The following is a 24,507-nucleotide window of genomic DNA, read 5'->3' as shown; positions in this document are numbered from 1 at the left end:
CGAGGGCCGCCGGACCGACACCGGTCGCCAGCCACCCCGCGGGGGGAATCCCGCTTGCCGAGCGGCGAGGAATCCGGCATTGTCGCGCTTCGCGACTCATCCCGAATTGGAGACTGTCAACGTGTCACGTACCCGCCTGCGTTTCGCCTCGTTCATTGTCAGTGCCGTTCCGTTCGTCGCCGTGCTGGCGCAGGGAACTGCCAAGCCTGCCGCAAGACCGCCGGTACCGCGCGCCGTTGCCTCGGCCGTCGCCCCGCTTTCGGCACCCTTTGATTCGAGCGCTTTCGGATCGATTCGGTGGCGTGAGATCGGTCCCTTTCGCGGCGGTCGCACGTCGGCGGTGGCGGGCAGCGTGGCCCGTCCGCGCGAGTACTGGATGGGGAGCGAGGGTGGCGGTGTGCTGAAGAGCATGGATGGCGGGCTGTCCTGGCTGCCGATGACTGACAGCTACTTCGGCGGGACCATTGGGGCCATCGCGGTGGCGCCTTCGAATCCGGATATCGTGTACGTGGGGGGTGGCGAGTTCCCGATTCGCGGCAACGTCTCGCATGGCGATGGCGTGTGGAAGACCGCCGATGGCGGGAAGACCTGGACCAACATCGGTCTCAACGACACGCGACAGATCGCCAAGGTGCGGGTGCATCCCACCAATCCCGATCTCGTGTATGTCGCCGCGCAGGGACATGTGTGGGGCCCCAACGCGGAGCGCGGCATCTTCCGTTCGAAGGACGGCGGCAAGAATTGGCAGAAGGTGCTGTTCCGGGATGACTCGACGGGCGCAGCGGATCTCGCGATGGACCCGAGCAATCCGAACGTGTTGTATGCCGGATTCTGGCAGGCCCATCGCAAGCCGTGGATGCTGGTGTCGGGCGGCAAGGGGTCGGGGATGTTCAAGTCGGTGGACGGAGGCGACACGTGGAGTGAACTCACGCGCCGTCCGGGGCTGCCGGCCGGACTGTGGGGCAACATCGGGATCAGCGTGAGTGGTGCGAATCCGCGACGCGTGTACGCGATTATCGAAGCCGATGAAGGCGGGGTGTTTCGTTCGGAGGATGCCGGCGCGACGTGGGCGCGCGTGAACGACGAACGCAAGCTGCGTCAACGGGCCTGGTACTATACGAAGATCTATGCCGATCCGAAGAACGCGGATGTCGTGTACGCGAGCAATGTGAACTTTCAGGTGTCACGCGATGGTGGCAAGACGTGGACCAACGTGAACGCGCCCCACGGCGATTCGCATGATGCCTGGATTGCCCCGGACAACAGCGATCGACTGATCGAAGGCAATGATGGCGGGGCGACGGCGAGCATTGATGGCGGGAAGACGTGGACGGCGCAGGATTTCGCGACCGCGCAGTTCTATCACGTGTCCACCACCAACCATTTCCCGTACAAGATCTGCGGGGCGCAGCAGGACAACTCCACGCTGTGCGGACCCTCGCGCGCCGCTGGCGGCATCACCACCGATATGTGGATGGAAGCGGGCGGCGGTGAAAGCGGCTTCGTCATGGCGCTGCCCACCAATCCCGACATCGTCTTTGCCGGCAGCTACGGCGGCCTGCTCACGCGCAAGGACATGCGTACGGGCCTTACCCGCGACGTGAATCCGTGGCCGCTCAACCCGATGGGGCATTCCGCGATCGATGCGAAGTACCGCATGCAGTGGACGTTTCCGATCGTGGTCAGTCCGCACGACCCGAAAACCATCTATGTGGGGTCGAGCGTCGTGTTCAGGACCACTGATCAGGGCGACAGCTACACCACGATCAGTCCCGACCTGACGCGCAATGATCCGCGCACTCTGGGGCCATCGGGCGGGTCGATCACGCTCGACCAGACCAGTGTCGAGTACTACGGGACCGTGTTCGCGCTCGCCGAATCGCCGGTGACGCCTGGCGTGCTGTGGGCGGGCACCGACGATGGCCTGGTGCAGTTGTCGCGTGATGCGGGCAAGACGTGGACCAATGTCACGCCACCGCTGCTCAAGGAGCGCGAATGGGCGCGCATCTCCATCATCGAGGCCTCACGATTCAATGCGGGCACGGCGTACGTGGCGGCCAATCGGTTCCAGATGGACGATCAGCAGCCCTACCTGTTCAAGACCGCGGACTTCGGCAAGACGTGGACGCGCATCGATGGCAGCGGGACGCCGAGTGGCCTTCCGGCATCCGAATTCACGCGGGTGATTCGCGAGGACGACGTGCGGCGTGGTCTGTTGTTTGCCGGCACCGAGCGGGGCGTGTATGTGTCGCTCGATGACGGCGGCTCGTGGACGTCCCTGCGTCGCAATCTGCCCATCGTGCCGGTGCACGACCTGGCCATCAAGGAGGGCGACCTGATCGCGGCCACGCATGGCCGATCGTTCTATGTGCTGGACGACCTGAGCGCGTTGCGACAGCTCAGCGCCAATGTGCTGGCGTCGAATGCACACCTGTTCACGCCGCGCACGACGTATCGCATCAACTGGGGTGGCGGGTTTGGCGGTGGCGGCGGAAGCGATTCGCCTGTGGGAGCCAATCCGCCGGCCGGGGCGATCGTGAACTACTGGCTCAAGCAGGCGCCCCGCAAGGTGACGATCGAGTTCCGCGATTCCACCGGCCGGACCGTTCGCACATTCTCCAGCGATACGGCAAGTGCCGGACCGGCGGCCGCGCCACGCGGTCGACGCGGTGTGGCGAGCGATGCGAATCCCACCAATCGCGCGGGCATGAACACGTTCTCCTGGAATTTGCGCGAGGCGGACGCCACGCAGTTCGAGGGAATGATCTTCTGGGCCGGCAGCACGACAGGTCCGTTGATCCTGCCGGGCACCTACACCGTGCGCCTGATGGTTGACGGCGCGACGGCGCAGGAATCGAAGTTCGCTGTGAAGAAGGATCCGCGCAGCGACGCGACGCCGGCCGATCTGGTGGCGCAATACAAGCTGGCGATGCAGATCCGTGACCGCACGACTGACGCCAATGACGCGGTGCGCACGGTGCGCTATGTGCGTGACCAGACGGTCAAGCGGTCGAAGGAGGTCGGCGCTGATTCGGCGCGCTACGCGGCGTTGATCAAGTCGCTTGATACGCGCATTTCGGAGATCGAGGCGAAGATCTATCAGGTGAAGAATCGCAGTGGTCAGGATCCGCTCAACTATCCTATTCGCGTCAACAACCAGATTGCGGCGCTGGCCGGCGTGGTGGGCAGCGCTGATGCCCGTCCCACGAAGCAAAGCGTCCAGGTGTTCGACATCCTGACGAAGGAGCTCGAGGTGTACCTGGTGGATCTGCGTGCCGCGTGGAAGGATCTGTTGCCGCCAATCGACGAGATCCTCAAGAAGCATGGACTGCCGGCCATCGAGGTGAAGCCGGGAGATGTGACCACGCCCAAGACGAGCGCCTAGGGACGACGAGTCTGCCGAAACCTGCTCCCGTGCCCACGACGTAGGAACCGTCAGGCCCCGTGTTGTCCCGCGCGACTTCTTCTGTGAGGCTGTATGACGTTTCGTTGGCCGTTCGTGCTTGCCGCGATGCTCGTTGCGACCAGTGCCGCCTGGGCACAGGAGTCGCGGCGTTCGCTGGACCTCACGGTCAATCACACCGGCATCAGCCTTGGTGATTCGCGGGAAGTCACCGGATTGCGCATCAATGCCAGGGACACGCGACTCGAGCGGGTGGATGGCATCAACCTGACATTCTGGAAGCCCGCGAAATCGTCGCATGGTACGGTGCGCGGTCTGGCGTTGGGGGTGCCGTTTACGGGCGGCAAGAGCATCACGGGGCTTGCCGCTGGTGTGGGCATCGAAGCCGAGGAGACGCTCGGTGGTATCAGTGTCGCCTTGATCGGGTCGGGTGCGGGGCGGGATGTGCGGGGGATTCACGTCGCGGGTATCGGAATGGGCGCGGGTGGTGATGTGCGCGGCATTGGCGTTGGCGGTATTGGCGTGGGCGCTGGCGGATCGATTCGCGGGTTGATGATTGGCGGCATTGGGGCGGGTGCCGGTGGGGATGTGCGCGGCATCGTGGTGGGCGGTATCGGCGCTGCCGCGGGCGGATCCCTGGAAGGGATTGCTGTCGGTGGCATCGGCGTTGGCGCAGGCGGAAATGGCCGCGGACTCATGCTGGGTGGCATTGGCGTGGGCGTCGCCGGTGACTTCCGGGGAATCGCGGTTGGCGGCATCGGCGTCGGTGCCGGCGGCACCCTTCGCGGATTCGCGCTTGGCGGGATCGGCGTTGGTGCGCCCACCGTGCGTGGCATCGCCATCGGTGGCGTGGGCGTGGGCGGTCACGATCTGCAGGGCGCCCTCCTGTCACCGATCACGATCAAGATCGACAAGGGCGGTGTGGTGCGAGGTCTGGCGGTGAGCGCATTCAATGACGGCCGCACGGGCACCCAGCGTGGGCTGATGATCGGGCTTCTGAACATCGCCGACGAATTGCACGGGGTGCAGGTGGGTGTGATCAACATCGCGCGGCGCAATCCGTCCGGACGTCGCGTGCTGCCAATTGCCAACTGGAACTTCGGCAAGTAGCCCGATCGGGGGCAACGCGCCGGCAGGGAGTTGAGACGTTAGTTTCCTGCCGCGCATGACCTCGTCATTCTCTCCACATCACATCGATCCCGCCCTCGATTCGCATCCGGATCGCTGGCGCATGCTGGCGCTGCTCGCGTGCGCGGAGCTGTTGGGGATGGCGCTGTGGTTCACGGGCAGTGCGGTGGGTCCGACACTGGCGCGTGCGTGGGCGTTGTCGTCGTCGCAGGTGGGGTGGCTGACGACGGCCGTGCAGTTGGGATTTGTGTGCGGCACCGCCGTGAGTGCCTTCCTCAATGTTTCTGACGTGGTCGCGTCGCGTCGTTTGTTCGCGATGGCCGCGGTGGCCGGTGCGCTCGCGAATGCGCCTCTGGCGGTGACGTCGTCGTACGCGGTGGCCTTGACGTCGCGTTTTCTGGCGGGCATGTGTTTGGCGGGTGTGTATCCGCCGGCGATGAAGATGGCAGCCACCTGGTTTCGCGCCCGACGCGGCGTGGCGGTGGGCACGATTGTGGGCGCGCTGACGGTTGGGAAGGCGTCACCCTATCTCGCGCAGGCGATCCCCGGACTCGGCGTCGCGTTCGTCACCTGGGGCGCCTCACTGAGCGCACTGCTGGCCGCCACCATCGTGTGGTTCGGCTATCGCGACGGTCCGTACGAGTTTCCGTCACGTCGGTTTTCGTGGACGCGCGTGCACGATGTCGTGCGGGAACGGCGTTGGCGTCTGGCCACCGGCGGGTATCTGGGGCACATGGCCGAACTGTATTCGTTCTGGACCTGGATTCCGGCATTCCTCGCGGCCAGCGATGCGGCCCATGCGACACGAACTGGCGGCGTACCGAACGCGCGTATCGCGGCGGTGATCGGCTTTGGCGTGATTGCCGTGGGCGGCGCCGGCTGCGTGTGGGGTGGTGTGGTGGCCGACCGCATTGGGCGCGCGCGATTGGTGATGTGGGCGATGGCGATCAGCGGCGGTTGCGCCATTGCCATCGGGTTGGCGTGGGCGCAGTCATGGTGGCTGTTGGCGCCGCTGGCGCTGGTGTGGGGCTTCTTCGTGATTGCCGACAGCGCGCAGTTCAGCGTACTGGTCACGGAAAGCGTTCCGGCGCACGCCGTGGGCACGGCGCTGACCTTGCAGGTATCACTGGGATTCCTGCTGACCACCATCACCATTCAACTGATTCCGCCGCTGGTGAGCTGGCTGGGTTGGCAATGGGTGTTCCCGATTCTGGCCATCGGGCCGTGGTTGGGTATCGTGAGCATCCGACGTCTGGCGCGCGGATGATGGGTGATTAGCGTTCAGTCCATGCGAGTCATGCCGGTCCGGCCGCGCCAACTCCTGGCGCTGATGCAGCTGCTGCTCTTCGTTTTTTCGTCGAGCACCTCGCTGTTGCCATGCCTGCACGGTTCTGCGCCCACGACAACGGCGACACCGTTGCATGCCGGTCATGCGTCGCCGCCGGCCGCCCAGCATGGTGCGTCGATGCACGTCGCAGAGGGCCCGGTATTGGCGATCGATGCACCGGCCCATCATGAAGAGCCGAGCCGTTCGACCAGTGACGCCACCTGCCCGTGGGTGGTGGGCTGCGTTGGCATGGTGCGCGTCGATCTCGATGCACCACTGCGCACGACCGAAATCAGCGAGCCGACCGTCACTGCCACCGGTGTCACGTTGCGTCACGTGACCGCCGACCGCGACGTCGAGTCGCCCCCGCCGCGAGCCTGACCCCGACGGCCTGAGGGCCGCCCGTGGTGTCCATTCGGTCGTGCCGCACCCTGTCGTCGCGGGTGTGACGCGCGCACCGGTTGTCTCGTGCCCAGTCACCCACCCATGGGTGACGCCTCTCAACCACTCATGTTGCCCATTCGTCCGCGCACACGGATCGTCGCCGTTGTATTCGCTCTCCTTTCGGCGTTTGCTTCCACCGCCGTCGTGGCGCAGTCCGCCAGCCTGATGACCGATCCGCTGGGTCTGCCCATGACGCGCATGGGGTCAGGCACCTCATGGCTGCCCGATTCGGCACCGATGTACGGGGTCATGCGAAGTGCAAGCTCGTGGATGTTCATGCTGCATGGCGCGGTATTCGTGCAGCAGGTCGCGCAACGTGGTCCGCGCGGCGATTCGCAGTTTGGCAGCACCAATTGGGGCATGGTGAACGCGATGCATTCGCTGGCCGGTGGACGATTGCAGTTGCGGGCCATGGGCAGCGTGGATGCCTTCACCGTGGGTGGGCAGGGGTATCCGTTACTGCTGCAATCCGGCGAATCGTATCGCGGCGCGTCCATTCATGACCGGCAGCATCCGCACGATCTGTTCATGGAGATCGCCGCAGTCTACGAGCGCGCGCTCACGCGTGATGTCGCGCTGCAGCTGTACGCGGCACCGGCCGGCGAGCCGGCGCTCGGACCAGTCGCGTTTCCACACCGTCCCAGCGCCGCCGCCGATCCGCTCGCCACGCTCTCGCACCACTGGCAGGATGCGACGCACGTGAGTTTCGGCGTGGTGACCACGGGACTCTACACGCGCCGCGTGAAGCTGGAGGGATCGATCTTCAACGGCCGGGAACCCGACGACATCCGCACCAACATCGACTGGAAGGGGGCCGCACTCGACTCGTATTCAGGTCGTCTCACGGTCAGTCCATCGTCGGCCATGGCGCTGTCGGCCAGCTTCGGGCGGTTGGCGGATGCGGAGCAGGCACACCCAGGTGAGGCGGTGCGCCGCGCGGTGGTGTCCGCGCTGTGGTCGGGTGCCCGGCTCGACAGCGGCACATTCTCCGTGGCGTTGATTGCCGGCGCGAACGCGGTGGCTCACGACGCATGGTCACGCAGTGTGGGACTGGAAGGGCTCACCGAACTGGGCCCGCGCACGCAGTTGTTCGCGCGCGCCGAGTTGGTGGAGAAGTCGGCCGAGGAACTGGTGCTGTCGCACGACGAGACGCGGTATCGCGTGGGGCATGTCTCCGTCGGCGCGATGCGGGAAATGTCGCTCGGTCGGGCCGGTCGAGTGGGAATCGGCGCGCGCGGGACCGTGAACATGGTGCCGCCCGCGCTCGAAGCGGCATACGGCTCACGCCGTCCGCTGGGAGCCGCCGTCTATCTGCGCTGGCGCACGTCACGCATGACGATGGGCGGCATGGAGGGGATGGAACACATGCACCATTGATTCGCTGCGCCTACAGTACGAACATCAGCACCGCCGCGATGGTCATGATCGTCGCGGCCGACCATACCAGCGACTGCACGACTCGACTGGAGGGCTGTTGGTGCATCACGTCACGGTCGGCGCTGGTTCTGGCAATCGCCACCAACAGCAGTGGTGCCAGCAGGCCGTTGATGACGGCGGTCCAGAACAGGGCGCGCACGACGCTGATGTGCAGGAAATCCATGATGACCGCGCCGGCAATTGACGCGAGCACGATCGCGTAGAAGGCCGGCGCGCGGTGGAATCGTTCATCAATGCCTTGCCGCAGCGTGAGGAGCTCCGCGACGGCATAGGCCGTGGCCCCCGCCAGCGTCGGGATGGCCAACGCCCCGGTTCCGAGCAGCCCGATCGTGTAGAGCAGCATCGCGGCGCGCCCGGCCAATGGTTCGAGCGCACTGGCTACTTCCTTGGTGGTCGTCGGGTGCGTGATGCCGTGCGCGTGCAGCGTAAGCGCCGTGGTGAGCATGATGAAGAACATCGTGAGCGTCGCGGCGAAGGCACCGGTCGCGACATCGCGGGAGCGCGCGCTCAGGTCGGCCGCCGACGCGCCGAACCGCTGGTGCCCCAGTCGCCCTTCGGCCTTTTCTTCCTCCACTTCCTCCGACGCCTGCCAGAAGAACAGATAGGGCGAGATGGTTGTCCCGAAGATGGCCACCACCATGGCCCACCCCTCAGACGAGCGGGGCCAGCGCGGCGTGAGCATGTCGTGCAGGATTGACGACCAGTCGGGGTTTGAGATGAGCGCCGTGATCACGTACGCGACCAATACCAGCGATAGCCACTTGAGCACCCGCGCCATTTGCCGATATCGCAGCCGCACGGTGCCGAACATGATCCCGAACCCAAACAGGATCACCCAGATGTGCGAGTCCACGCCGGTCAACAATTCGGCGCCATCGGCCATCCCGGCCAGGTCGGCGCCGATGTTGATGCCGTTTGCGAGGAACAGGGCGAGGCACACGGCAACGAGTACCGGTCGGGGATAGCGCCGCCGCAATGACGCCATGAGGCCGCGCCCGGTGACCATCCCGATGCGCGCGCAGGAATACTGGACCGCCCACATCAATGGCCAGGAGATGATGGGCAACCACAGGAGACCGGTGCCGAACTGGGCGCCCGCCAGCGAGTACGTGGCGATGCCCGACGGGTCGTCGTCGGCGGCGCCCGTGATCAACCCCGGGCCGAGTGTGCGCCAGAAGCGGGCGAGCCGGCCGGTGCTGGTCACACGGGCGTGCCGTCGTCGATCGTGACGTCGTGCGTGTCGAAGCGTTGCGCCAGACTACGGAGGTAGCGGTCGATGGACTTCGTGTGGCCCAGGAAGTGCGCGCTGATGAAGCGGAACACCGGATTCCCAACGCTGCCGCGCTCAGTAATACTGACGCGCGTGCTGTTTCCTGCCGGTGCAAGCTGCCACGTCCATTCGCCCGTGAACGGCAGGTCGTCGTCGAGTATTCGCGCGACCATCCGATGCGGTGCCTCCTCGTGCACCACGCCGAAGGTGATCGACCCGCGCGTGGTCGTTTCCCGCCAGCGCACCTGCGGTTGATCGGTGTCCACCAGGTCAGCGTCCTCAAGTTCCTGTCGCCACTCCCCGTAGCGGGCAACGTCGCGAATGGCGGCCCACACCACTTCCGACGCAACGGGAAGCGTCATGGAGCGCGACACGGTATGGTGTCGCGGCGTGGCCAGCCCGCCCACCACCAGCGCCAGGACGACGGCAACCATCGCGCTCATCACGAACAGGATCCAGTACACGTGCGGCCTATTCCGTGTGAGATGACAGGTCGAGCGCACCGCGCACGCGGCGCACCAATTCGTGAACGGCGAACGGCTTCTGCAGGAAAGTCTGCGGGTTCTGTCGTACGTCGCCCAGCAAGGCTTCGTCGTCGGAATAGCCGGATGCAAACATGACGCGAATGCCGGGCCGCAGGCGACGAATCGTCTCGGCGAGTTCCCGTCCACTCATGCCGGGCATCACCACATCGGTCAGGAGCAGATCGATGTGCCCGGGAAACGCTCGCGACAGCGCCATCGCCGACTCGCCGTTGGCTGCCTCCAGCACGCGGTAGCCCTGCCGTTCGAGCACGGCCGTGGCGACGTTGCGCACACTGGTCTCATCCTCAGCGTAGAGAATAGTCTCACTGCCGCGCGGCAGTGGTGGCGGCGCGTTGTCCGATTCCGGAAGCGACGTCGCGGCATCGAGGCGGGGAAAGAACATTGAAAACGTGGTGCCCATGCCAGGCTCGCTTTCCACGCGTACGATGCCGCCCGCCTGCTCGACCATCGCGTACGCGAGTGCCAGTCCCAACCCTGTACCCTTCCCGCGGTCCTTGGTGGTGAAGAACGGTTCGAAAATGCGGGCGCGCACTTCGGCGGGCATGCCCACGCCGGTGTCGCTCACCGTGATCCGGATCCATCCATGACCTGCCGACAATTCCCGGTCGGTGGCGTCCGCTGCGGTCACCACCTGGGTGGCAATGCGCAGCGTGCCGCCGTCCGGCATGGCATCGCGGGCATTCGACGTCAGGTTGAGCAAGACCTGTTCAAGTTGACTGACATCGGCGCGCATCGTGCCGACGGCGTCGCTGAGCCGTGTTTCCAGGTCGATATGCGCTCCAACAATGCGACGGAGCAGACGATCGAGCGAACGCACGACCTCGTTGGGATCGAGTCGCTCCACCTGGACGACCTGCTTGCGGCTGACCGTGAGAATCTGCCGCGTGAGATCACTGCCGCGCACGGCCAGTGCGCGGACTTCGGATATATCACGGAAGGTATCGCTGTCCGCCGACAGATCGGAGAGCGCAAGATCGCAGTAGCCCAGTATGCCGGTGAGGAGGTTGTTGAAGTCGTGCGAGATGCCGCCGGCGAACGTGCCGATGGCTTCCATCTTCTGCACCTGCCGCAATTGATCTTCGCTACGTGCCAGCGCACGTTCCGATTCCCGACGCGCCGTCACATCAATCCCGACCGACAACCAGCTCGCCCGGCCCAGACGCCGCGAAGAGGTCGTGACCACTTCCATTTCGATCTGGCGTCCGCTGGCCGTCCGGTGCAGCCATGTGCCCGCATTCTGGCGATTTTCGGAGAACGGCAGTCGCGCACCGCGGAAGCGTTCCAGTTCGCTCGGGTCCAGCAACCGGTCGATGCGCAGGCTTTGGAAAAGATCCCGCTCGTACCCGTACGTCTCGACCGCCGCGTCGTTCACCGCCATGATCTGCATCGTGTCTGCGTCCCACGCCCACATTGGCAGCGGATTACTGTCAAACAGAAAACGATACCGACGCTCGCTATCGGCCAGCGCCGCCGTGCGACGCTCGACGGTTTCGGCCATCTGGTTGAAGGCGCTGCCCAACAGTCGGATTTCGCGCGGGCCCGCCACGACGGCGCGCGTGCCGGTTTCGCCTCGCTCGAAGGCGCGCGCGGCGTTGGCCAGCGCGGCGATGGGCTGTGTCACGCGCAGCCCGACCAGATACGCCATCAGGACGGCGAGACTGATGGCAAGGAAGAGCAGCGCGGCATCTTCGCGCATGCCGGCGTTCAACCGCGCATCGCGCGCCGAGGGCACCATGCCGAGGCGGATCATCCACGGGGCCGTCGTGGTGCGTGTGAAGCCGGTCAGTCGAATTTGACCATCGAGATCGCGTAGGTCGCCCGAACCGCTGCTGTCGTGCAGCGAACCCGCCGGAAAGCGCTGTTGCCCCACGATGGAATCCGCCCCTTCGCTGAGGGCGAGCACGACGCCCGAGCTGTCGAAGATCGTCACCAGCGGCGATCCGAGATTGGAGGCCATGTGCGTGGCGCTGAGCAGCGAGTCCAGTCGAACCGTCAGCGACACCACGCCGGCGAATTGTCCGCTCGCATCCGGTATGGCGCGCGCGAGCACCACCACCCATGGGCGATCAGCCAACGCCATCGACCGACGGATCTCTCCGACCACGAGGCCGCGTGCCTGCCGGACGATATTGAAATAGCCGCGGTTGGCGAACGCACGGACTGAATCGCCAGTGGGACCCAAAGTGCGGGCCGCGGCCAACAGCGTCCCCGCCGTATCCAGCAGGAACAGATTGGAGATCGGCGAGGGCGCATTCGCCAGCGTGCGCACGAGCGCCTGTTCGTTCGACTGGCGTCTCGACGGCTCCGTCGAGACGGTGGCGGCAAGGGCCACCAGTAATGCATCGGCAGTCCGCAGGCGCTCATCGACCCGCGCCGCCGCCATGTTGGCGGCGTTCTCCATCTCCGTGCGCAGCATGCGCTCTTCGTGGCGCGCGTTGGTGGTGAGCCGATACACGCCAAGCGCCACCAGCGGCAATGCGCACAGCAACGCCACGCTGACCATTCGCAACCGGATGCCACCCACGCGTCCCATGCGCATCAGCGGTGGCGGACTATCGACTCAGCAGTTCCGTGCCGGGCGGCATGGCCACGGCCATTCCCATCGCGTGGTAGCCCTTGTCGACATAGACCGTGGCCGCCGTGATCCCGCTGGCCAGCGGACTTGCCAGAAACGCTGCGGTGGTGCCAACCTCCCACGCCGTGAGCGTTTCCGGCAGCGGCGAGTTGGCGGTGCAGTATTTCACCATCGTCTCGATGATACCGATGGCACTGGCGGCACGCGACGCATAAGGGCCCGCCGAAATGGTATTGACGCGCAAGCCGTGTTTCCGACCCGCCTCGAACGCCAGCACGCGTGTATCGCTTTCCAGTGCCGCCTTGGCCGACGACATGCCCCCGCCATAGCCGGGGATCGCGCGCTCGCTGGCCATGTACGTCAGCGAACACACCGAGCCACCGGGGCGCATCATCGGACCAAGGCGCTGCAACAGGGACACCAGGGAGAACGCACTGGCGCTTGAGGCCGAGAGATACCCGGCGCGACTGGTCTCGAGCAACGGCTTCTTGACTTCGGGACCGTTGGCGAGGGAGTGAAACAGGATATCCAGCGGCTGCTCGCCGAAATCGGCTGCGAGATTCCGCGCCAGCCCGTCGATGGAGAAATCACCGACCTCCTTGTACCGCTTGGACTCGCGCACATCATGTGGCGCCTCCTCAAGCGTGTCGTACAGGGCGTCGAGCGGATAGATGCGCTCGAAGTCCAGCAGCGAGCCGTCAGCCATGAGGCGCGACTCGTCCATTCGTCCGCGCTCGAGCAGATTGAGGAAGATGTTGAGCGCCGGGGGCCACGTGGCCACGCACACCGAGGCGCCCGCTTCAGCGAACGCCTTGGCGACGGCAAAGCCGAATCCGCCATCATCCGCCACGCCCGCAACGAGGGCGCGCTTGCCAGTCAGGTCGATAGAAAGCATCGGGGTAATCTAGACGCTCAACGGGTGGCGCGGGCGAGTCGATCGCGAATGGCACTCCACGCCTCCGTCTCCGGGGGGCGCTCGATGATCACGATCACGGCGCCACGGGCATCGGCGGCATGCAGCGCGCTGTACAGGGCACGCGCGTAGGCCTCCGGATCCTGCGGCATTGGCACCACCACGTCGTCAGGTGTCAGCCCGAGCGCGTCGCGCAGCGGTTGTTGCATCAGCAGCGCCACCACTCGGCCGACGCCGACGCGGTCCCGCGCTGAGGCCAACGCCGCGACGATCTCCGCTGGTTGTGCGGGGTCGAACAGCCAGGTGTCGGCGGCAGGCGCGTAATGCCGGTCGGACATGCCAGGGGAACGCTGGCTGTCTGTGGATGCACCGTCGGCAGCGACCCGAACCGTGGCCACATCCACCGGGCGCTCGAGCACCGCGGCCAGCTGCGCGCGCGTGATCATCCCCGGCCGCAGAACTGTAGGCGTCGACCCGGAAAGGTCGACGACGGTGCTTTCAATACCCACCGTGCAGGGGCCACCGTCGAGGATACACGATACTCGATCGCCGAGTGAATCAGCGACATGCGCCGCCGTGGTGGGGGACACCCGCGTGAACCGGTTCGCACTCGGCGCGGCAATGGGACCGTTGAACGCGCGCAAAAGCGCCAGAGCCACCGGGTGCGCCGGGACGCGAACCCCGACCGCGTCCCGCCCGGCCGTGACGATCTCCGGGACACGCGCATGTCTGGGCAGGATGATGGTGAGGGGACCCGGCCAGAATGCATCCGCGAGACGCTGCGCCTCCTTCGGCCACACGGAGGTCAGGGCACGCGCCCCTGACACATCGGCCACGTGTGCGATGACCGGATTCCACGCCGGACGCCCCTTGGCCGCAAAGATGCGGGCCACGGCCTCGGCATCGAGGGCGGAAGCGCCAAGTCCGTAGACCGTTTCGGTGGGAAAGGCGAGTAACTCACCAGCCGCCAGCACCTCGACGGCGCGCGCAATACTGGCGGGGTCGGGGTGGACGGGATCAACCGGCAGGACCGTGCACGACATGCGCGCAAGATAGTCGTCAGGCGCCCTGCGGCGCGCTGCGGCTACTGCCGTTTTTCGATCGTGCGGCGCGCCAACCCATCAACGAGCGCGGGCGAAATCAGCTTGAGCAGTCGCCCGACTTTCCCGCGCCACGTCATCACCAGATCGCGGTCGCGCCGCGCCGTGGCATTGAGGATCAATCGACAGCACTCCTCAGTGGCCATCGATTCCACCGGCGTGCGCTTGTAGGCCCGCTCACCGAATGGACGCCCGTCGGGGGCCAGGGCATGCACATTGATTTCCGAGAGCACGAAGCCCGGGTAGACCACCGTCACACTGACGCCGCTGTCGGCGAGTTCGATGCGCAGCGAGTCGAAGAAGCCCGCGACGGCATGCTTGGTGGCCGCGTACGCACTGCGTTTGGGAACACCCACGAGTCCGGTCAGACTGGAAATCGCGACCAGACGACCGCGCGATCGCTTCAAATGGGGCAGCGCGTGCGCGGTACACCAGACGCTGCCCAGGTAGTTGACGCGCATCAGGGTCTCAAAGATCGTCAAATCGGTGACGTCTTCGAATCGCCCACTGGCCCCGATGCCCGCGTTGTTGATCAGGATATCGAGTCGCCCATAATGGGCGACCGTGGCCTCGACGAGGTGGCGGCATTCGCCCTCCACGCCGACATCACCGTGAACGACCAGCGCCTCGCCGCCGCGCTGCCGACACTCCTCGGCGACCTGTTCGAGTCGGACACTATCGCGTGCCCCCAGAGCCACGCGCGCCCCCGCCGCCGCGAACTGCCGGGCGAGTTCCGCCCCGATGCCGCGCGATGCACCGGTGATGAGCACGACACTCCCGGCGAATGCGGGCATCGTCATGGCAACCCGGTCTCGTCGGGATCACCCAGACCGACGTCGCCAAAGGCGGTGTCATCGAACGGCGCGTCGAGGATACGCAGCGCCTCGCTGGCGTCGCGTACGGGTACGGCCAGTCGAACCGGATAGAGAATGTGCATGGCGGGCAGCATGCCGCCGGCGTCGTCACGCAACACGACGGCCGGGATCTCGTGAGCTTCGAGCACGCTACGCGCGACGAGTGCTTCCATCTCGTTCAGGTACTGCCGGATGACCATCATCGCCTGACCCATGCTGCGAACATATCGTGCACGACGCGCCACGGTGAGGGGTGGTGGACTACATTGCGGCCATGGCTGTGTCGTTCGGAATTTTCATTCTCGCAGAACTGCCGGGCGAGGCGGGCGAGCAGGTTCGTATCCTGCAGCAGCGCTATGACCCCAAGTTGGCGCGCCTCACACCGCCGCATGTGACGTTGGCGGGGTCATCCGGAGTCGGGTCGATCCCCACCGACACGCCGGTTGACCGAATCCGGGACGCACTGGCTCCCATTGCCGCCAGCACCGCGCCGATGTCTCTGGAATTCCGTCCACCACACCGGTTCATGCAGACGGAAATCGTCTCGCTGCCGCTCGATCCCCACGGTCCGTTGCGCGCGCTGCACGAGCGGATCGCGCGCTCCGGCCTGCCGTTTCGTCGCGCGCGGTTCCAGTTCTCGCCGCATTGCACGCTGAGTTTCTATCCCACCCTGACGCCGCAGCATGAGCGCGAGTTGCTGTCCGTGCGGGTCGACGCGCCGGCCCGTATCGAACGCCTGCAGATCTATCTCACCCGCGATCCGCAGCCGTCGCGAAAGCTGCTGGAGCTGGAGCTGACTGGCGGCACGACGGCGGGGTGACCAGGGGTTCCCCAACGCGCGGGTGCTTCAGCGCGCCTCGGGACGAATCTTGCCGAGGGCAGCCGTCGCCTGACGCAGCGACAACATGGCCGACGCTTCCAGTTCATACTCGAACTTGAGTACGCCGAGTTTCTCCGCGTCATGCTGCGTGAGGTGCTGCGAGGCCTTTTCCGCGATGGAGTGTCGCCGGAGGTACTCACGCGCCGCGAGCCAGAGGGCATTGGCGCGCTGACGCAAATCGGCATCGTCGGAAACCGGAGTCTTGGCGCAGCACTTCTCAAAGTCCCGCACGCACTCGGCCAGGGCGAGATCGATGGTGTCCACCATCGCGTAGGCAGCGGCCAGTTCAGATTGCGACACGCGAAGGGCCATCAATCGCGCGAGGCGTTCGTGTTGACGGCAGGTCTCGGCGGACGTTCGTCCGAGTGCGTCGGCGGCCGCGAGCGGGCCATCGGCCGTCATCGGTTCGTCCACGAGTTTCTTCGCCGCGCTTGATCGGGAAGCAGCCATGGTGCCCTGAAACGAGGGGGCACCGACCGAAGTCGGTGGGTCTATCGGGCGCTGCGAAGAAGTCGCAGTGCAGAGGAGGGACATGGGATCTAGCAAGGATGCCTGTCCCAGCGGTAGTGGGGTGCGAGAAGTGCATTCGTGATTGCACGCCAGTTCCGGGACACTGGCCATGCCGAACACCGTGATGTATCTCAGGTCTGTATCAAGTTGACGACACCTTTTCTCGGAAAAGACCCGTGACCGACACTTCACACCTGCTCATCGACACCTCGGCCGACGGCGTTCGCACCATCACGCTCAATCGCCCCGACCGGTTGAATGCGGTAAATCCGCGGTTGGCCGAGGAGTTGCCGCTGGCGATGCATGACGCGGCGGCTGACGACGCGGTGCGCGTGGTGGTGCTCACGGGCAGCGGCCGAGGATTTTGCGCCGGTCTCGATCTCGCCGAATTGGTTCCGATCGACGTGGGCACGCGCGTGTTGCGCTTGGATCCGTATTACTGGGTTGGCCGCTGGGTACTGAGCATCGTGACGTGTGAGAAGCCGGTCATTGCGGCCGTCAACGGTGCGGCGGCTGGCGCTGGTTTCGGGTTGGCGCTGGCGTGCGACCTGCGGTTGGTACAGTCCGATGCCAAGTGCACGGCCGGCTACGTGCGTCGCGGTCTGTCTCCTGACGCGGGAGTCAGCTGGATGCTGCCGCGACTGGTGGGACATGCGCGCGCGATGGATATCGTGCTCACGGGACGGGACGTGACGGCGAACGAAGCGGAGCGCATCGGCTTGGCCACGGCCGTGTATGCGGCGGAGACATTCGCGTCGAGTGTGGCGGCCTATGCTTCGCTGCTGGCGGCCGGTCCGCCGATCGCCCTGGCGCTTACCAAGCGACTGATGATGGAGAGTTCAAGCGCCAGCCTTGAGGCGCAGCTTCGGGAAGAGCTGGTGCACATCAAGACCTGTTTCGGCACGGCCGATGTGAAGGAAGCGATGCTGGCGTTTCGTGAGAAGCGATTGCCGGTGTTTCGCTGAGTGCTGTCGCCCGATTCACATTCTGCCGGGATTTGATCGAACGCTTCCCGGCAACGCATTGAGCAGCGGACCGAGTTCGGTGGCGCGCTCAAGCGTGGTGACGAATGTGAGCCCATTCAGCGACACCACGAGCATCCCGGAGATCCCGTAGACCACGATGCACTGCCCATCGGCATGAATGACGTTGCCAGACGCGTCGATACAGTGCGCGTCGCCCATGACGCCGTTGCCCGTGTCGTCCAGTTCCCGCACACGCCGCAACGAGGCCCAGGTTCCCACGTCGTCCCATCCGAACTCCGCCGGCAACACGACCACTTGCCGGCTGCGTTCGAGCAGTCCGCGGTCGATGGAGATGGACGTGACGTTTTCCGCGAATTGCTCCAGGTCGCCGGTGGCCAGCAGGGGCAGTCCGCGTGCGAGCTCCCGCGCATGTTGCTCAAGTTCGTTGAGCACCACCTTGGCGCGCCACACGAAGATCCCGCTGTTCCACAGCGCCCCGCGCTCAATCAGCGTGTCGGCCAACGCGGCGTTCGGCTTTTCGACGAAGTACTCGACGCGACAGGCGCCGCCTTCCGCGCGTGAGACGAAAGGGTCGAGTGGCGCGCCGGTCTGCAGATACCCGAAGCCGGTCTCACAGCGCGTGGGTCGAGCTCCGATGACGACCAACACCGGCTCGGCGGCCGCGATGCGTGCGGCGCGGCGAATCGCCAGCTGCAACTCGTCAGGAGACGCCACGGACAGGTCGGCGTGTAGCGCGCAAACCACCGTGTCCGGACCAGCGCGTCGTGCCACCTCGGCGGCTCCCCACGCGAGGGCGGCCGCAGTGCCCAGCGGCCTGGGTTCAACCAGCATGTTGGATCGTGGAATTTCCGGAATCACGTCATGCAGCGTGTCCACAATGTCGGCACTGGTGACCACGAGGATGCGCTCCGCGGGAACCAGTGGTGAAAGGCGAAGAATGGTATCCAGAATGAGCGGTCGCTCGTTGACCAATGCCAGAATCTGCTTGGGTCGGCGCGCGGTGCTGAGCGGCCAGAAGCGTGTGCCGATCCCACCGGCGAACACCACGGCCCAGAGCCCCTGCGCCGAGTCGATCAGCGGGTCGGGCTCCGGCTCATCATAGGGAGTCGCCTCGACGATGGGCTCCACAATGAGCGTTGGTTCCGCGAACGGTCCGGCATTGCGAGGATCAGTCATCACGACCACTGAAGTGGAGTAAGGCGAGCCAACCCGCTGGCGCCAACACGGCACCACACGCAAACTATCGATGGCCGCGCCGCGCGTCAGCAGGTATCTCATTCTTTCGATTTCCATGCTTTCTCTGCACGTGACGAATGGAGATTACGCGGCGCAGGGTCTGGCACGCTCCGGGCTCCCGGGCGATGTGCTGGCCTGGCGCGACGTGCTGCCTGATGGACCGGTGCCGGCGGACGACGACCGGGCAGTGTTCCGGACGACGCGCGCGCGGTTTCTCGCGGAGCGACATTGGGCGACGGCGGCGGAGGTCGAGGAGGATCTCTTGGCGCGCGACGCGCGACTGGATGGTCTCAGCGCGACTGATGGCATTGTCCTCTGGTTCGAGCCAGACTTGTACGATCAGCTGCAATTGATTCAGGTGCTTGCCCGACTGGCGAGACGCGACGCCGCGTCCCGACCATCGGTAAGTATCGTGCCCGCCGACTTGATGTTGGGTTCACTGGCGCCGGCGAAGTTCCGGCCGCTGTATGACGCCCGCCGCCCGATTGCCGACATCGATCTGGCGCATGGGCTGGCGGCGTGGGAGGCCTTCACTTCCTCGACGCCTGACGCCCTGGTGGCATTGGTCACGCGTCTTGACGCGGAGATTGCGCCGCGCACGTATGACGCGAATGACTCGGTGCGACTGCCTCACCTGGCGGCGTCGCTGCGCCGCATGCTGGAAGAGTATCCGGATGCCGACACCGGTCTGTCGCGCAGCGAGCGACAGATTTGCGAAGCTTTGACGTCGGGCCCGAGGACACTGAGCGCGCTGTTTCGCGCCGCGCATCACGCCAGCGAATCCTGGCCCTGGTTGGGCGACTGGAGCTTCGCGTGGTATGTGCAGCGCCTGAGCGATGTGGCGAAACCGCTGGTCACACACGTCAACGGGTCACGCGTGCTGGCGCCGATCCCGGGTCCGGATGATTCCGGCTTCTGGGAACGGTCGGTCATGCTCACTCCCTTTGGATCGGACGTGGTGCGGGCGCGCGCCGACATGGTGAGTGTCAACGGCATTGACCGTTGGATTGGTGGCGTGTCGCTGACCGCCGGGCGATACTGGCGATGGGATGGGACCCGGCAGCGCACGGTGGAGTCGGGAGACCGGCAACCGTGAGGCCCGCCGCCGTGCGTTCGCACCGTGGCCTTCTGACACTTCCCTCGTACATTGTCCGCCATGTCTCCTGAATTCACCGGCGGTTCCGGTATCCATCGAGCAATCCCCGATCCCGATGCGCTACTGGCGCAACTGGACGCCGATCTTGAAGCCGATACGACACTCGCTGCGGCAGAACCCATTCTCGCGTTAGCTGCCGCGTATCTCACCGAGACCCGACTCGGCGAGGGACCGGTATCGACCTGGCACAGTGCGCAAACCATCGCCGATCGCCTCGAAGCTGAACTGCCGCGTCGAGGGCGTCCCTTGCCGGATGTCGCACGTCGACTGGCGGTGATGTTGTTGGAGGACATCAATCGTCTGGCGCATCCCATGTACATCGGGCACCAGGTGTCGGCCCCGCTGCCGGCGGCCGTCTGGACCGATGCATTGATCAGCGCGCTCAATCAATCGTTGGCCGTGCGTGAGATGTCACCGTCGTTCACGCCACTCGAGCACCAAGTGGTGGCCTGGATGACCGATCTGGTGGGATGGGACGAGCAGGCCGGCGGCACCATGACCTCCGGTGGGACCGAGGCCACGCTGACGGCGTTGCTGGCCGCGCGCAGCCGGGCCATTCCGAATGTCTGGACGCACGGCATGCCACCACATGCGCCGGTGCTGGTGTGCGGTGAACATGCGCACTACGCGGTGATGCGCGCCGCCGGGGAATTGGGACTTGGACTGCAACGCGTACACGTGATTTCATCGCACAATTTCCGGATGGATATCGGCGCGCTGCGCACGAAGCTCAAGCATCTGCACGATCATCACACGCCGGTGATGGCCGTGGTGGCGACTGCCGGGAGCACGGCCACCGGAAGTTTCGACGATCTCAACGCCATTGCTGATGCATGCGCCGAGTTCAAGGATGCGCACGGTGACCTGTGGCTGCACGTGGATGCGGCGCACGGTGGCGCGGCCCTGTTGTCGACGGAGCACCGACACCGACTCGACGGGATCGAGCGCGCGCGATCGATTGCCTGGGACCCGCACAAGGGCCTGCTGCTGCCGTTGGCAGCCGGCATGTTGCTGATGCGCGATGAGCGGGAGCTGAGCGCCGCGTTTTCCCAGCAGGCCCCCTATCTGTTCACGCAGGGCGACGACGCGCGGGCCTGGGATACGGGGCCGCGCAGCTTTCAATGCTCACGTCGAGCCGATGTGCTGAAGCTGTATGTGGCGTTCGAACGATATGGCGCCGATGCATTGGCCGCACTGTACGATCGGTTGTGCCGTGTGGCGCGCGCCATGTATGACCTGCTGGCGGCGCACGACGACTTCACGACGATGCACGAGCCCGAGTCGAACATCCTGAGTTTCGCCTGGACGCCCAAGGGTGTTGAGGCGAACAAGATGAATGAACTCACCGACCTGCTGCGGGAGCGTTACAACCGTTCAGGACGTGGCTGGATTACCGTCACCACGATCGGGAAGCAGCGCGTGTTGCGCATCTCCGTGATGAATGCGCGCACCACCGAGACGCACGTGGCGCGACTGGTGGAAGGATTGGTGGCGGAAGGCCGGGCGGTACTGGGACATGAGGGATACTGAAGTCCTCAGTACCTAGTACTCAGTACCTAGTACTCAGTACCTGGTACTTGGTACTTGGTACTTGGTACTTATTCCTCACATCGCCTTTCTGACGGCGGCGTCCACATTCTGGGTGCCGCCGACGCCGGTGTAGATCACCTTGCCGGTCTTGTCGAGCACCACCATGTAGCTGGTGGCCGGCGCATCGTAGGCACCGCTCACTTCGCCCTTGCGGTCGTACAACATCACGCCGGGCAGGGCGTTGATTTTCTGCCACGCCTTGACGCGTTCCAGCGACTGGTTGATGGACACGGCCACGGTAATGAACTGCACCTTCGTGCCGTACGCCTTCATGGCGGTGCGCATTGCCGGTTCCATCTGCTTGCAGTTGCCGCACCATGTGGCCCAGAACTCCAGCACCACGGGGCCCTTACCAAGGTAGCTCGTCAGGTCAACGGGTTTGCCGTCCAGCATTTCGAGCGGGCCTCCGGGGCCTTTCTCCCCGAGGGGAATGCCGACATCCTGTGCGAAGGCCGGAGTCGCGACGACAGCCAGCGCCATCACGGTGCGGCGAAACAGACGGAACATGTGGGATTTGTTGGAGGAAGCAGAACTTGGTACTCAGTACCTAGTACTCAGTACTCAGTACCTGGTACTCAGAAGAACACCTGCCCCATCTTGATGAGGTAGTACTCGGCCATGCCGAGCATGATGAACGCGAAGACCTTCTTGACCGTCAGCATCCAGGCGCCGGCGCGTGGCAGTCGAGTCAGGGCACCAGCGCTGAGTCCGACCACCACCAGCAGTGTGCACATGCCCAGCGAGAAGGTGAAAAGATAAAGGAAGCCAAGTACCGCACTGCCGGTGCTGGAGACCCAGGTGAGCACGGCGGCCATGACGGGAGCGGAGCAGGGAGCGGCGACCAGTCCCGAGGCCGCGCCCATGATGAAAGCACCCGCTACCCGTCCGCCGGTTCCCGCGTTGGCGGCGCGCTGCATGATGGCGGCCGGCACGCGGACCGGAAGCACGTCCAGCATGGCCAACGCCGCGAGCAGCAGCAGGTTGGCCATGGTGAAGAACGCCCACGGGTTGGCGCTGACCGTGCCAAACAGTGTCCCGGTGAGTCCGGCCAGCAGACCCAGCCCCGCGTACACGGTGGCCAACCCCAGCACATACGTGAGAGAAAGCCCAAGTGGACGCCATTTTGACGCTATAGTGGCGCCAGACTGTTCTGATGCTGACTGTCCACCAACGATTGCCGCCGTGATGGGAATCATTGGGTATACGCACGGCGTGAGCGACGTCAGGACGCCGGCCCCGAACAGCAGCGGAATGGCGGCGGCGGGGTTTCCAGACAGCTGGGCGGCGATATCGGTGATCAACATGAGGCTGTAAACGTAAGCGCCGCTCGGCAATTCGGTTCCCCTAGCCGTGGCAGTCCGCGGGCGGCCAGTCGCGCTAGATTGCCCGTCCGCTCCCGTTCTACCGCCCGCCTTGGCGTCTCCCGTCTTCTGTCTCCCGTCTCCCGTCTCAATCATGGCCCCGCAGTTCATTTACGTGATGAAGGGTTTGCGCAAGGTCGTTCCGGTCTCGCGCATCATCCTCGACGACATCTGGCTTTCGTTCTACCCCGGCGCAAAGATCGGCGTGCTGGGCGCCAACGGCGCCGGCAAGTCGTCGCTGCTGCGCATCATGGCGGGCGTCGACCACGATTTTCAGGGCGAAGCATGGGCCGCACAGGGCACCAAGATCGGCTATCTGCCGCAGGAGCCGCAGCTGGATGCCACGCTGGACGTGCGGGGCAATGTCGAACTGGCCATCAAGTCGCAGCGCGAACTGTTGAACGAGTTCAACGACATCTCCATGAAGTTCGCCGAGCCGATGGATGATGCGGCCATGGAAAAGCTGCTGGACCGGCAGTCACGGGTGCAGGAGCGCATCGACACGCTCGACCTGTGGAACCTCGACAACAAGATCGAGATCGCGATGGACGCGTTGCGTCTGCCCCCGGGTGACGCGGATGTGAGCACGCTGTCCGGCGGTGAACGCCGTCGGGTGGCGCTGTGTCGTGTGCTGCTGGAACAGCCGGACATGTTGCTGCTGGACGAACCCACCAATCACCTGGACGCGGAAAGCGTCGCATGGTTGGAGCGCTTCCTGGCCGATTTCCCCGGCACCGTCGTGGCCATTACCCACGATCGGTACTTCCTGGACAACGTGGCCAAGTGGATCCTCGAGCTGGATCGCGGTCGCGGCATCCCGTGGGAAGGGAACTACAGCAGCTGGCTGGAGCAGAAGAAGAACCGATTGCAGCAGGAGGAGAAGACGGAGTCAGCCCGTCAGCGCAGCCTGAGTCGTGAGTTGGAGTGGGTGCGGATGGCACCTCGGGCCCGACAGGCCAAGAACAAGGCGCGCGTGCAGGCGTTCGAGGAGCTGGAGAGCGAACAACAGCAGGAGAAGGTGTCCACGAATGAAATCGTGATTCCCGTGCCGCCGCGTCTGGGCAACGACGTGGTGATTGCCAAGCACGTGAGCAAGGCCTACGGTGACAAGCTGTTGTACGACGAGCTGTCGTTCTCGTTGCCGCGCGGTGGCATTGTGGGCGTGATCGGCCCCAACGGCGCCGGCAAGACGACGCTGTTCCGCATGATCATCGGTACCGAGCAGCCAGACAGCGGCACGCTTAAGGTGGGTGAGACGGTGCACCTCGGGTATGTCGACCAGTCGCGCACCCTCGACCCCACCAAGACGGCGTGGCAGGAGATTTCCGGTGGCGTGGAGCAGATCATGGTGGGGAAGCGCGAGCTCAATTCCCGCGCCTACCTGAGCAGTTTCAACTTCCGCGGCGTCGATCAGCAGAAGAAAGTTGGTGATCTCTCCGGCGGCGAACGCAACCGACTGCATCTGGCCAAGACGCTGATGGCGGGCGCGAATGTTCTGCTGCTGGACGAACCCACCAACGATCTTGACGTGGACACGTTGCGCGCCCTGGAAGTGGCGTTGCTGGACTTTGCCGGATGCGCGGTGGTGATCTCCCATGATCGCTGGTTTCTCGATCGCATTGCGACACACATCCTCGCGTTCGAGGGGGACTCGGAGACGGTGTGGTTCGAGGGGAACTACGGCGCATACATCGAAGACCTGAAACGTCGCAAGGGTGCGGACGCGGATCAGCCCCACCGGATCAAGTACAAGCCGCTGGTACGCAAGTAACGGCTTCTCTTACCCTTTCAT

21 protein-coding genes are annotated in these 24,507 nt (G+C 65.0%); 10 read left to right on the top strand and 11 right to left on the bottom strand.

The genetic code is table 11. The annotated features are described in order from the left end of the window. The first annotated feature begins 106 nt into the window (after positions 1-106). The 5 genes from IPP90_21570 to IPP90_21550 all read left to right on the top strand — a co-directional run bounded on the left by IPP90_21570 (position 107) and on the right by IPP90_21550 (position 7,679). Positions 107-3,385, top strand: coding sequence for a glycosyl hydrolase (locus IPP90_21570; GenBank protein ID MBL0173222.1), 3,279 nt, complete (start codon positions 107-109; stop codon positions 3,383-3,385). Positions 3,386-3,478: 93 nt separating this feature from the next. Then, on the top strand, positions 3,479-4,513 hold the full coding sequence (locus IPP90_21565) for a hypothetical protein (GenBank protein ID MBL0173221.1): 1,035 nt from the start codon (positions 3,479-3,481) through the stop codon (positions 4,511-4,513). Between the two features lie 55 nt (positions 4,514-4,568). After that, a complete protein-coding gene (locus IPP90_21560) occupies positions 4,569-5,798 on the top strand; it encodes an MFS transporter (GenBank protein ID MBL0173220.1) in 1,230 nt (409 codons plus the stop codon). 63 nt (positions 5,799-5,861) lie between these two features. Further along, the gene (locus IPP90_21555) at positions 5,862-6,239 is read left to right on the top strand and encodes a hypothetical protein (GenBank protein MBL0173219.1); all 378 of its coding nucleotides are present in this window, start codon (positions 5,862-5,864) and stop codon (positions 6,237-6,239) included. Positions 6,240-6,344: 105 nt separating this feature from the next. After that, complete coding sequence (locus tag IPP90_21550; GenBank protein ID MBL0173218.1) at positions 6,345-7,679, top strand: hypothetical protein; 1,335 nt, start codon at positions 6,345-6,347, stop codon at positions 7,677-7,679. A gap of 10 nt (positions 7,680-7,689) precedes the next feature. Here the strand turns inward: IPP90_21550 and IPP90_21545 are convergent, their stop codons facing one another. Genes IPP90_21545 through IPP90_21515 form a run of 7 tightly spaced genes read right to left on the bottom strand, consistent with a single transcriptional unit; the run spans position 7,690 to position 15,241 of the window. After that, entirely contained in the window at positions 7,690-8,943 is a 1,254-nt protein-coding gene (locus IPP90_21545; protein MBL0173217.1) for an Nramp family divalent metal transporter, read from the bottom strand. Beyond that, positions 8,940-9,452 (bottom strand): SRPBCC family protein, encoded by a 513-nt coding sequence (locus tag IPP90_21540; protein MBL0173216.1) that lies wholly within the window; start codon positions 9,450-9,452, stop codon positions 8,940-8,942. The genes IPP90_21545 and IPP90_21540 overlap by 4 nt, the downstream gene beginning before the upstream one ends. Positions 9,453-9,480: 28 nt before the next feature. Continuing rightward, positions 9,481-12,093, bottom strand: coding sequence for a response regulator (locus tag IPP90_21535; GenBank protein ID MBL0173215.1), 2,613 nt, complete (start codon positions 12,091-12,093; stop codon positions 9,481-9,483). Between the two features lie 13 nt (positions 12,094-12,106). Next, positions 12,107-13,024, bottom strand: coding sequence for an enoyl-[acyl-carrier-protein] reductase (locus IPP90_21530; protein MBL0173214.1), 918 nt, complete (start codon positions 13,022-13,024; stop codon positions 12,107-12,109). Between the two features lie 17 nt (positions 13,025-13,041). Beyond that, the gene (locus tag IPP90_21525) at positions 13,042-14,085 is read right to left on the bottom strand and encodes a threonylcarbamoyl-AMP synthase (GenBank protein ID MBL0173213.1); all 1,044 of its coding nucleotides are present in this window, start codon (positions 14,083-14,085) and stop codon (positions 13,042-13,044) included. Positions 14,086-14,126: 41 nt separating this feature from the next. Next, on the bottom strand, positions 14,127-14,942 hold the full coding sequence (locus IPP90_21520) for an SDR family oxidoreductase (protein ID MBL0173212.1): 816 nt from the start codon (positions 14,940-14,942) through the stop codon (positions 14,127-14,129). Continuing rightward, positions 14,939-15,241, bottom strand: a complete 303-nt coding sequence (locus tag IPP90_21515) for a DUF2007 domain-containing protein (protein MBL0173211.1) — start codon at positions 15,239-15,241, stop codon at positions 14,939-14,941. Before IPP90_21515 ends, IPP90_21520 begins: the two co-directional genes overlap by 4 nt. 29 nt (positions 15,242-15,270) lie before the next feature. Between IPP90_21515 and IPP90_21510 the strand changes: the two genes are divergently transcribed. Further along, entirely contained in the window at positions 15,271-15,816 is a 546-nt protein-coding gene (locus IPP90_21510; protein MBL0173210.1) for a 2'-5' RNA ligase family protein, read from the top strand. A gap of 27 nt (positions 15,817-15,843) precedes the next feature. Here the strand turns inward: IPP90_21510 and IPP90_21505 are convergent, their stop codons facing one another. Then, positions 15,844-16,326: a hypothetical protein gene (locus IPP90_21505; GenBank protein MBL0173209.1), complete on the bottom strand. Its 483-nt coding sequence runs from the start codon at positions 16,324-16,326 to the stop codon at positions 15,844-15,846. Between the two features lie 236 nt (positions 16,327-16,562). Here IPP90_21505 and IPP90_21500 point away from each other — a divergent pair, with 236 nt between their 5' ends. After that, positions 16,563-17,351 (top strand): enoyl-CoA hydratase/isomerase family protein, encoded by a 789-nt coding sequence (locus IPP90_21500; GenBank protein MBL0173208.1) that lies wholly within the window; start codon positions 16,563-16,565, stop codon positions 17,349-17,351. A gap of 15 nt (positions 17,352-17,366) precedes the next feature. On the opposite strand, the gene IPP90_21495 is transcribed toward IPP90_21500, so the two are convergent. Next, positions 17,367-18,548, bottom strand: a complete 1,182-nt coding sequence (locus tag IPP90_21495; GenBank protein ID MBL0173207.1) for a mannose-1-phosphate guanylyltransferase — start codon at positions 18,546-18,548, stop codon at positions 17,367-17,369. 130 nt (positions 18,549-18,678) lie between these two features. Here IPP90_21495 and IPP90_21490 point away from each other — a divergent pair, with 130 nt between their 5' ends. Together IPP90_21490 and IPP90_21485 are read left to right on the top strand one after the other, a co-directional pair. After that, positions 18,679-19,704, top strand: coding sequence for a DUF1835 domain-containing protein (locus IPP90_21490; protein MBL0173206.1), 1,026 nt, complete (start codon positions 18,679-18,681; stop codon positions 19,702-19,704). Positions 19,705-19,764: 60 nt separating this feature from the next. Next, on the top strand, positions 19,765-21,294 hold the full coding sequence (locus IPP90_21485; GenBank protein ID MBL0173205.1) for a hypothetical protein: 1,530 nt from the start codon (positions 19,765-19,767) through the stop codon (positions 21,292-21,294). 75 nt (positions 21,295-21,369) lie between these two features. Here IPP90_21485 and IPP90_21480 read toward each other — a convergent pair whose 3' ends face one another. Together IPP90_21480 and IPP90_21475 are read right to left on the bottom strand one after the other, a co-directional pair. Then, positions 21,370-21,861: a TlpA family protein disulfide reductase gene (locus tag IPP90_21480; GenBank protein MBL0173204.1), complete on the bottom strand. Its 492-nt coding sequence runs from the start codon at positions 21,859-21,861 to the stop codon at positions 21,370-21,372. A 68-nt stretch (positions 21,862-21,929) separates the two neighbouring features. Next, complete coding sequence (locus IPP90_21475; GenBank protein MBL0173203.1) at positions 21,930-22,658, bottom strand: sulfite exporter TauE/SafE family protein; 729 nt, start codon at positions 22,656-22,658, stop codon at positions 21,930-21,932. A gap of 151 nt (positions 22,659-22,809) precedes the next feature. Here IPP90_21475 and ettA point away from each other — a divergent pair, with 151 nt between their 5' ends. Continuing rightward, the gene (gene ettA / locus IPP90_21470; GenBank protein MBL0173202.1) at positions 22,810-24,486 is read left to right on the top strand and encodes an energy-dependent translational throttle protein EttA; all 1,677 of its coding nucleotides are present in this window, start codon (positions 22,810-22,812) and stop codon (positions 24,484-24,486) included. Positions 24,487-24,507 lie beyond the last annotated feature (21 nt).

It is taken from the genome of Gemmatimonadaceae bacterium (assembly GCA_016720905.1).
Taxonomy (GTDB): domain Bacteria; phylum Gemmatimonadota; class Gemmatimonadetes; order Gemmatimonadales; family Gemmatimonadaceae; genus Gemmatimonas.
The sequence above is the reverse complement of the archived record's forward strand: the minus strand, read 5'-3'. Positions and strand labels throughout refer to the sequence as shown.

Coding starts and splice junctions, on each gene's coding strand:
- IPP90_21565 (MBL0173221.1), top strand. CDS start 3,479: ATGACGTTTCGTTGGCCGTTCGTGCTTGCCGCGATGCTCGTTGCGACC.
- IPP90_21560 (MBL0173220.1), top strand. CDS start 4,569: ATGACCTCGTCATTCTCTCCACATCACATCGATCCCGCCCTCGATTCG.
- IPP90_21555 (MBL0173219.1), top strand. CDS start 5,862: ATGCAGCTGCTGCTCTTCGTTTTTTCGTCGAGCACCTCGCTGTTGCCA.
- IPP90_21550 (MBL0173218.1), top strand. CDS start 6,345: ATGGGTGACGCCTCTCAACCACTCATGTTGCCCATTCGTCCGCGCACA.
- IPP90_21540 (MBL0173216.1), bottom strand. CDS start 9,452: ATGAGCGCGATGGTTGCCGTCGTCCTGGCGCTGGTGGTGGGCGGGCTG.
- IPP90_21535 (MBL0173215.1), bottom strand. CDS start 12,093: ATGCGCATGGGACGCGTGGGTGGCATCCGGTTGCGAATGGTCAGCGTG.
- IPP90_21530 (MBL0173214.1), bottom strand. CDS start 13,024: ATGCTTTCTATCGACCTGACTGGCAAGCGCGCCCTCGTTGCGGGCGTG.
- IPP90_21525 (MBL0173213.1), bottom strand. CDS start 14,085: ATGTCGTGCACGGTCCTGCCGGTTGATCCCGTCCACCCCGACCCCGCC.
- IPP90_21520 (MBL0173212.1), bottom strand. CDS start 14,942: ATGACGATGCCCGCATTCGCCGGGAGTGTCGTGCTCATCACCGGTGCA.
- IPP90_21510 (MBL0173210.1), top strand. CDS start 15,271: ATGGCTGTGTCGTTCGGAATTTTCATTCTCGCAGAACTGCCGGGCGAG.
- IPP90_21505 (MBL0173209.1), bottom strand. CDS start 16,326: ATGGCTGCTTCCCGATCAAGCGCGGCGAAGAAACTCGTGGACGAACCG.
- IPP90_21495 (MBL0173207.1), bottom strand. CDS start 18,548: ATGACTGATCCTCGCAATGCCGGACCGTTCGCGGAACCAACGCTCATT.
- IPP90_21485 (MBL0173205.1), top strand. CDS start 19,765: ATGTCTCCTGAATTCACCGGCGGTTCCGGTATCCATCGAGCAATCCCC.
- IPP90_21480 (MBL0173204.1), bottom strand. CDS start 21,861: ATGTTCCGTCTGTTTCGCCGCACCGTGATGGCGCTGGCTGTCGTCGCG.
- IPP90_21475 (MBL0173203.1), bottom strand. CDS start 22,658: ATGTTGATCACCGATATCGCCGCCCAGCTGTCTGGAAACCCCGCCGCC.
- ettA (MBL0173202.1), top strand. CDS start 22,810: ATGGCCCCGCAGTTCATTTACGTGATGAAGGGTTTGCGCAAGGTCGTT.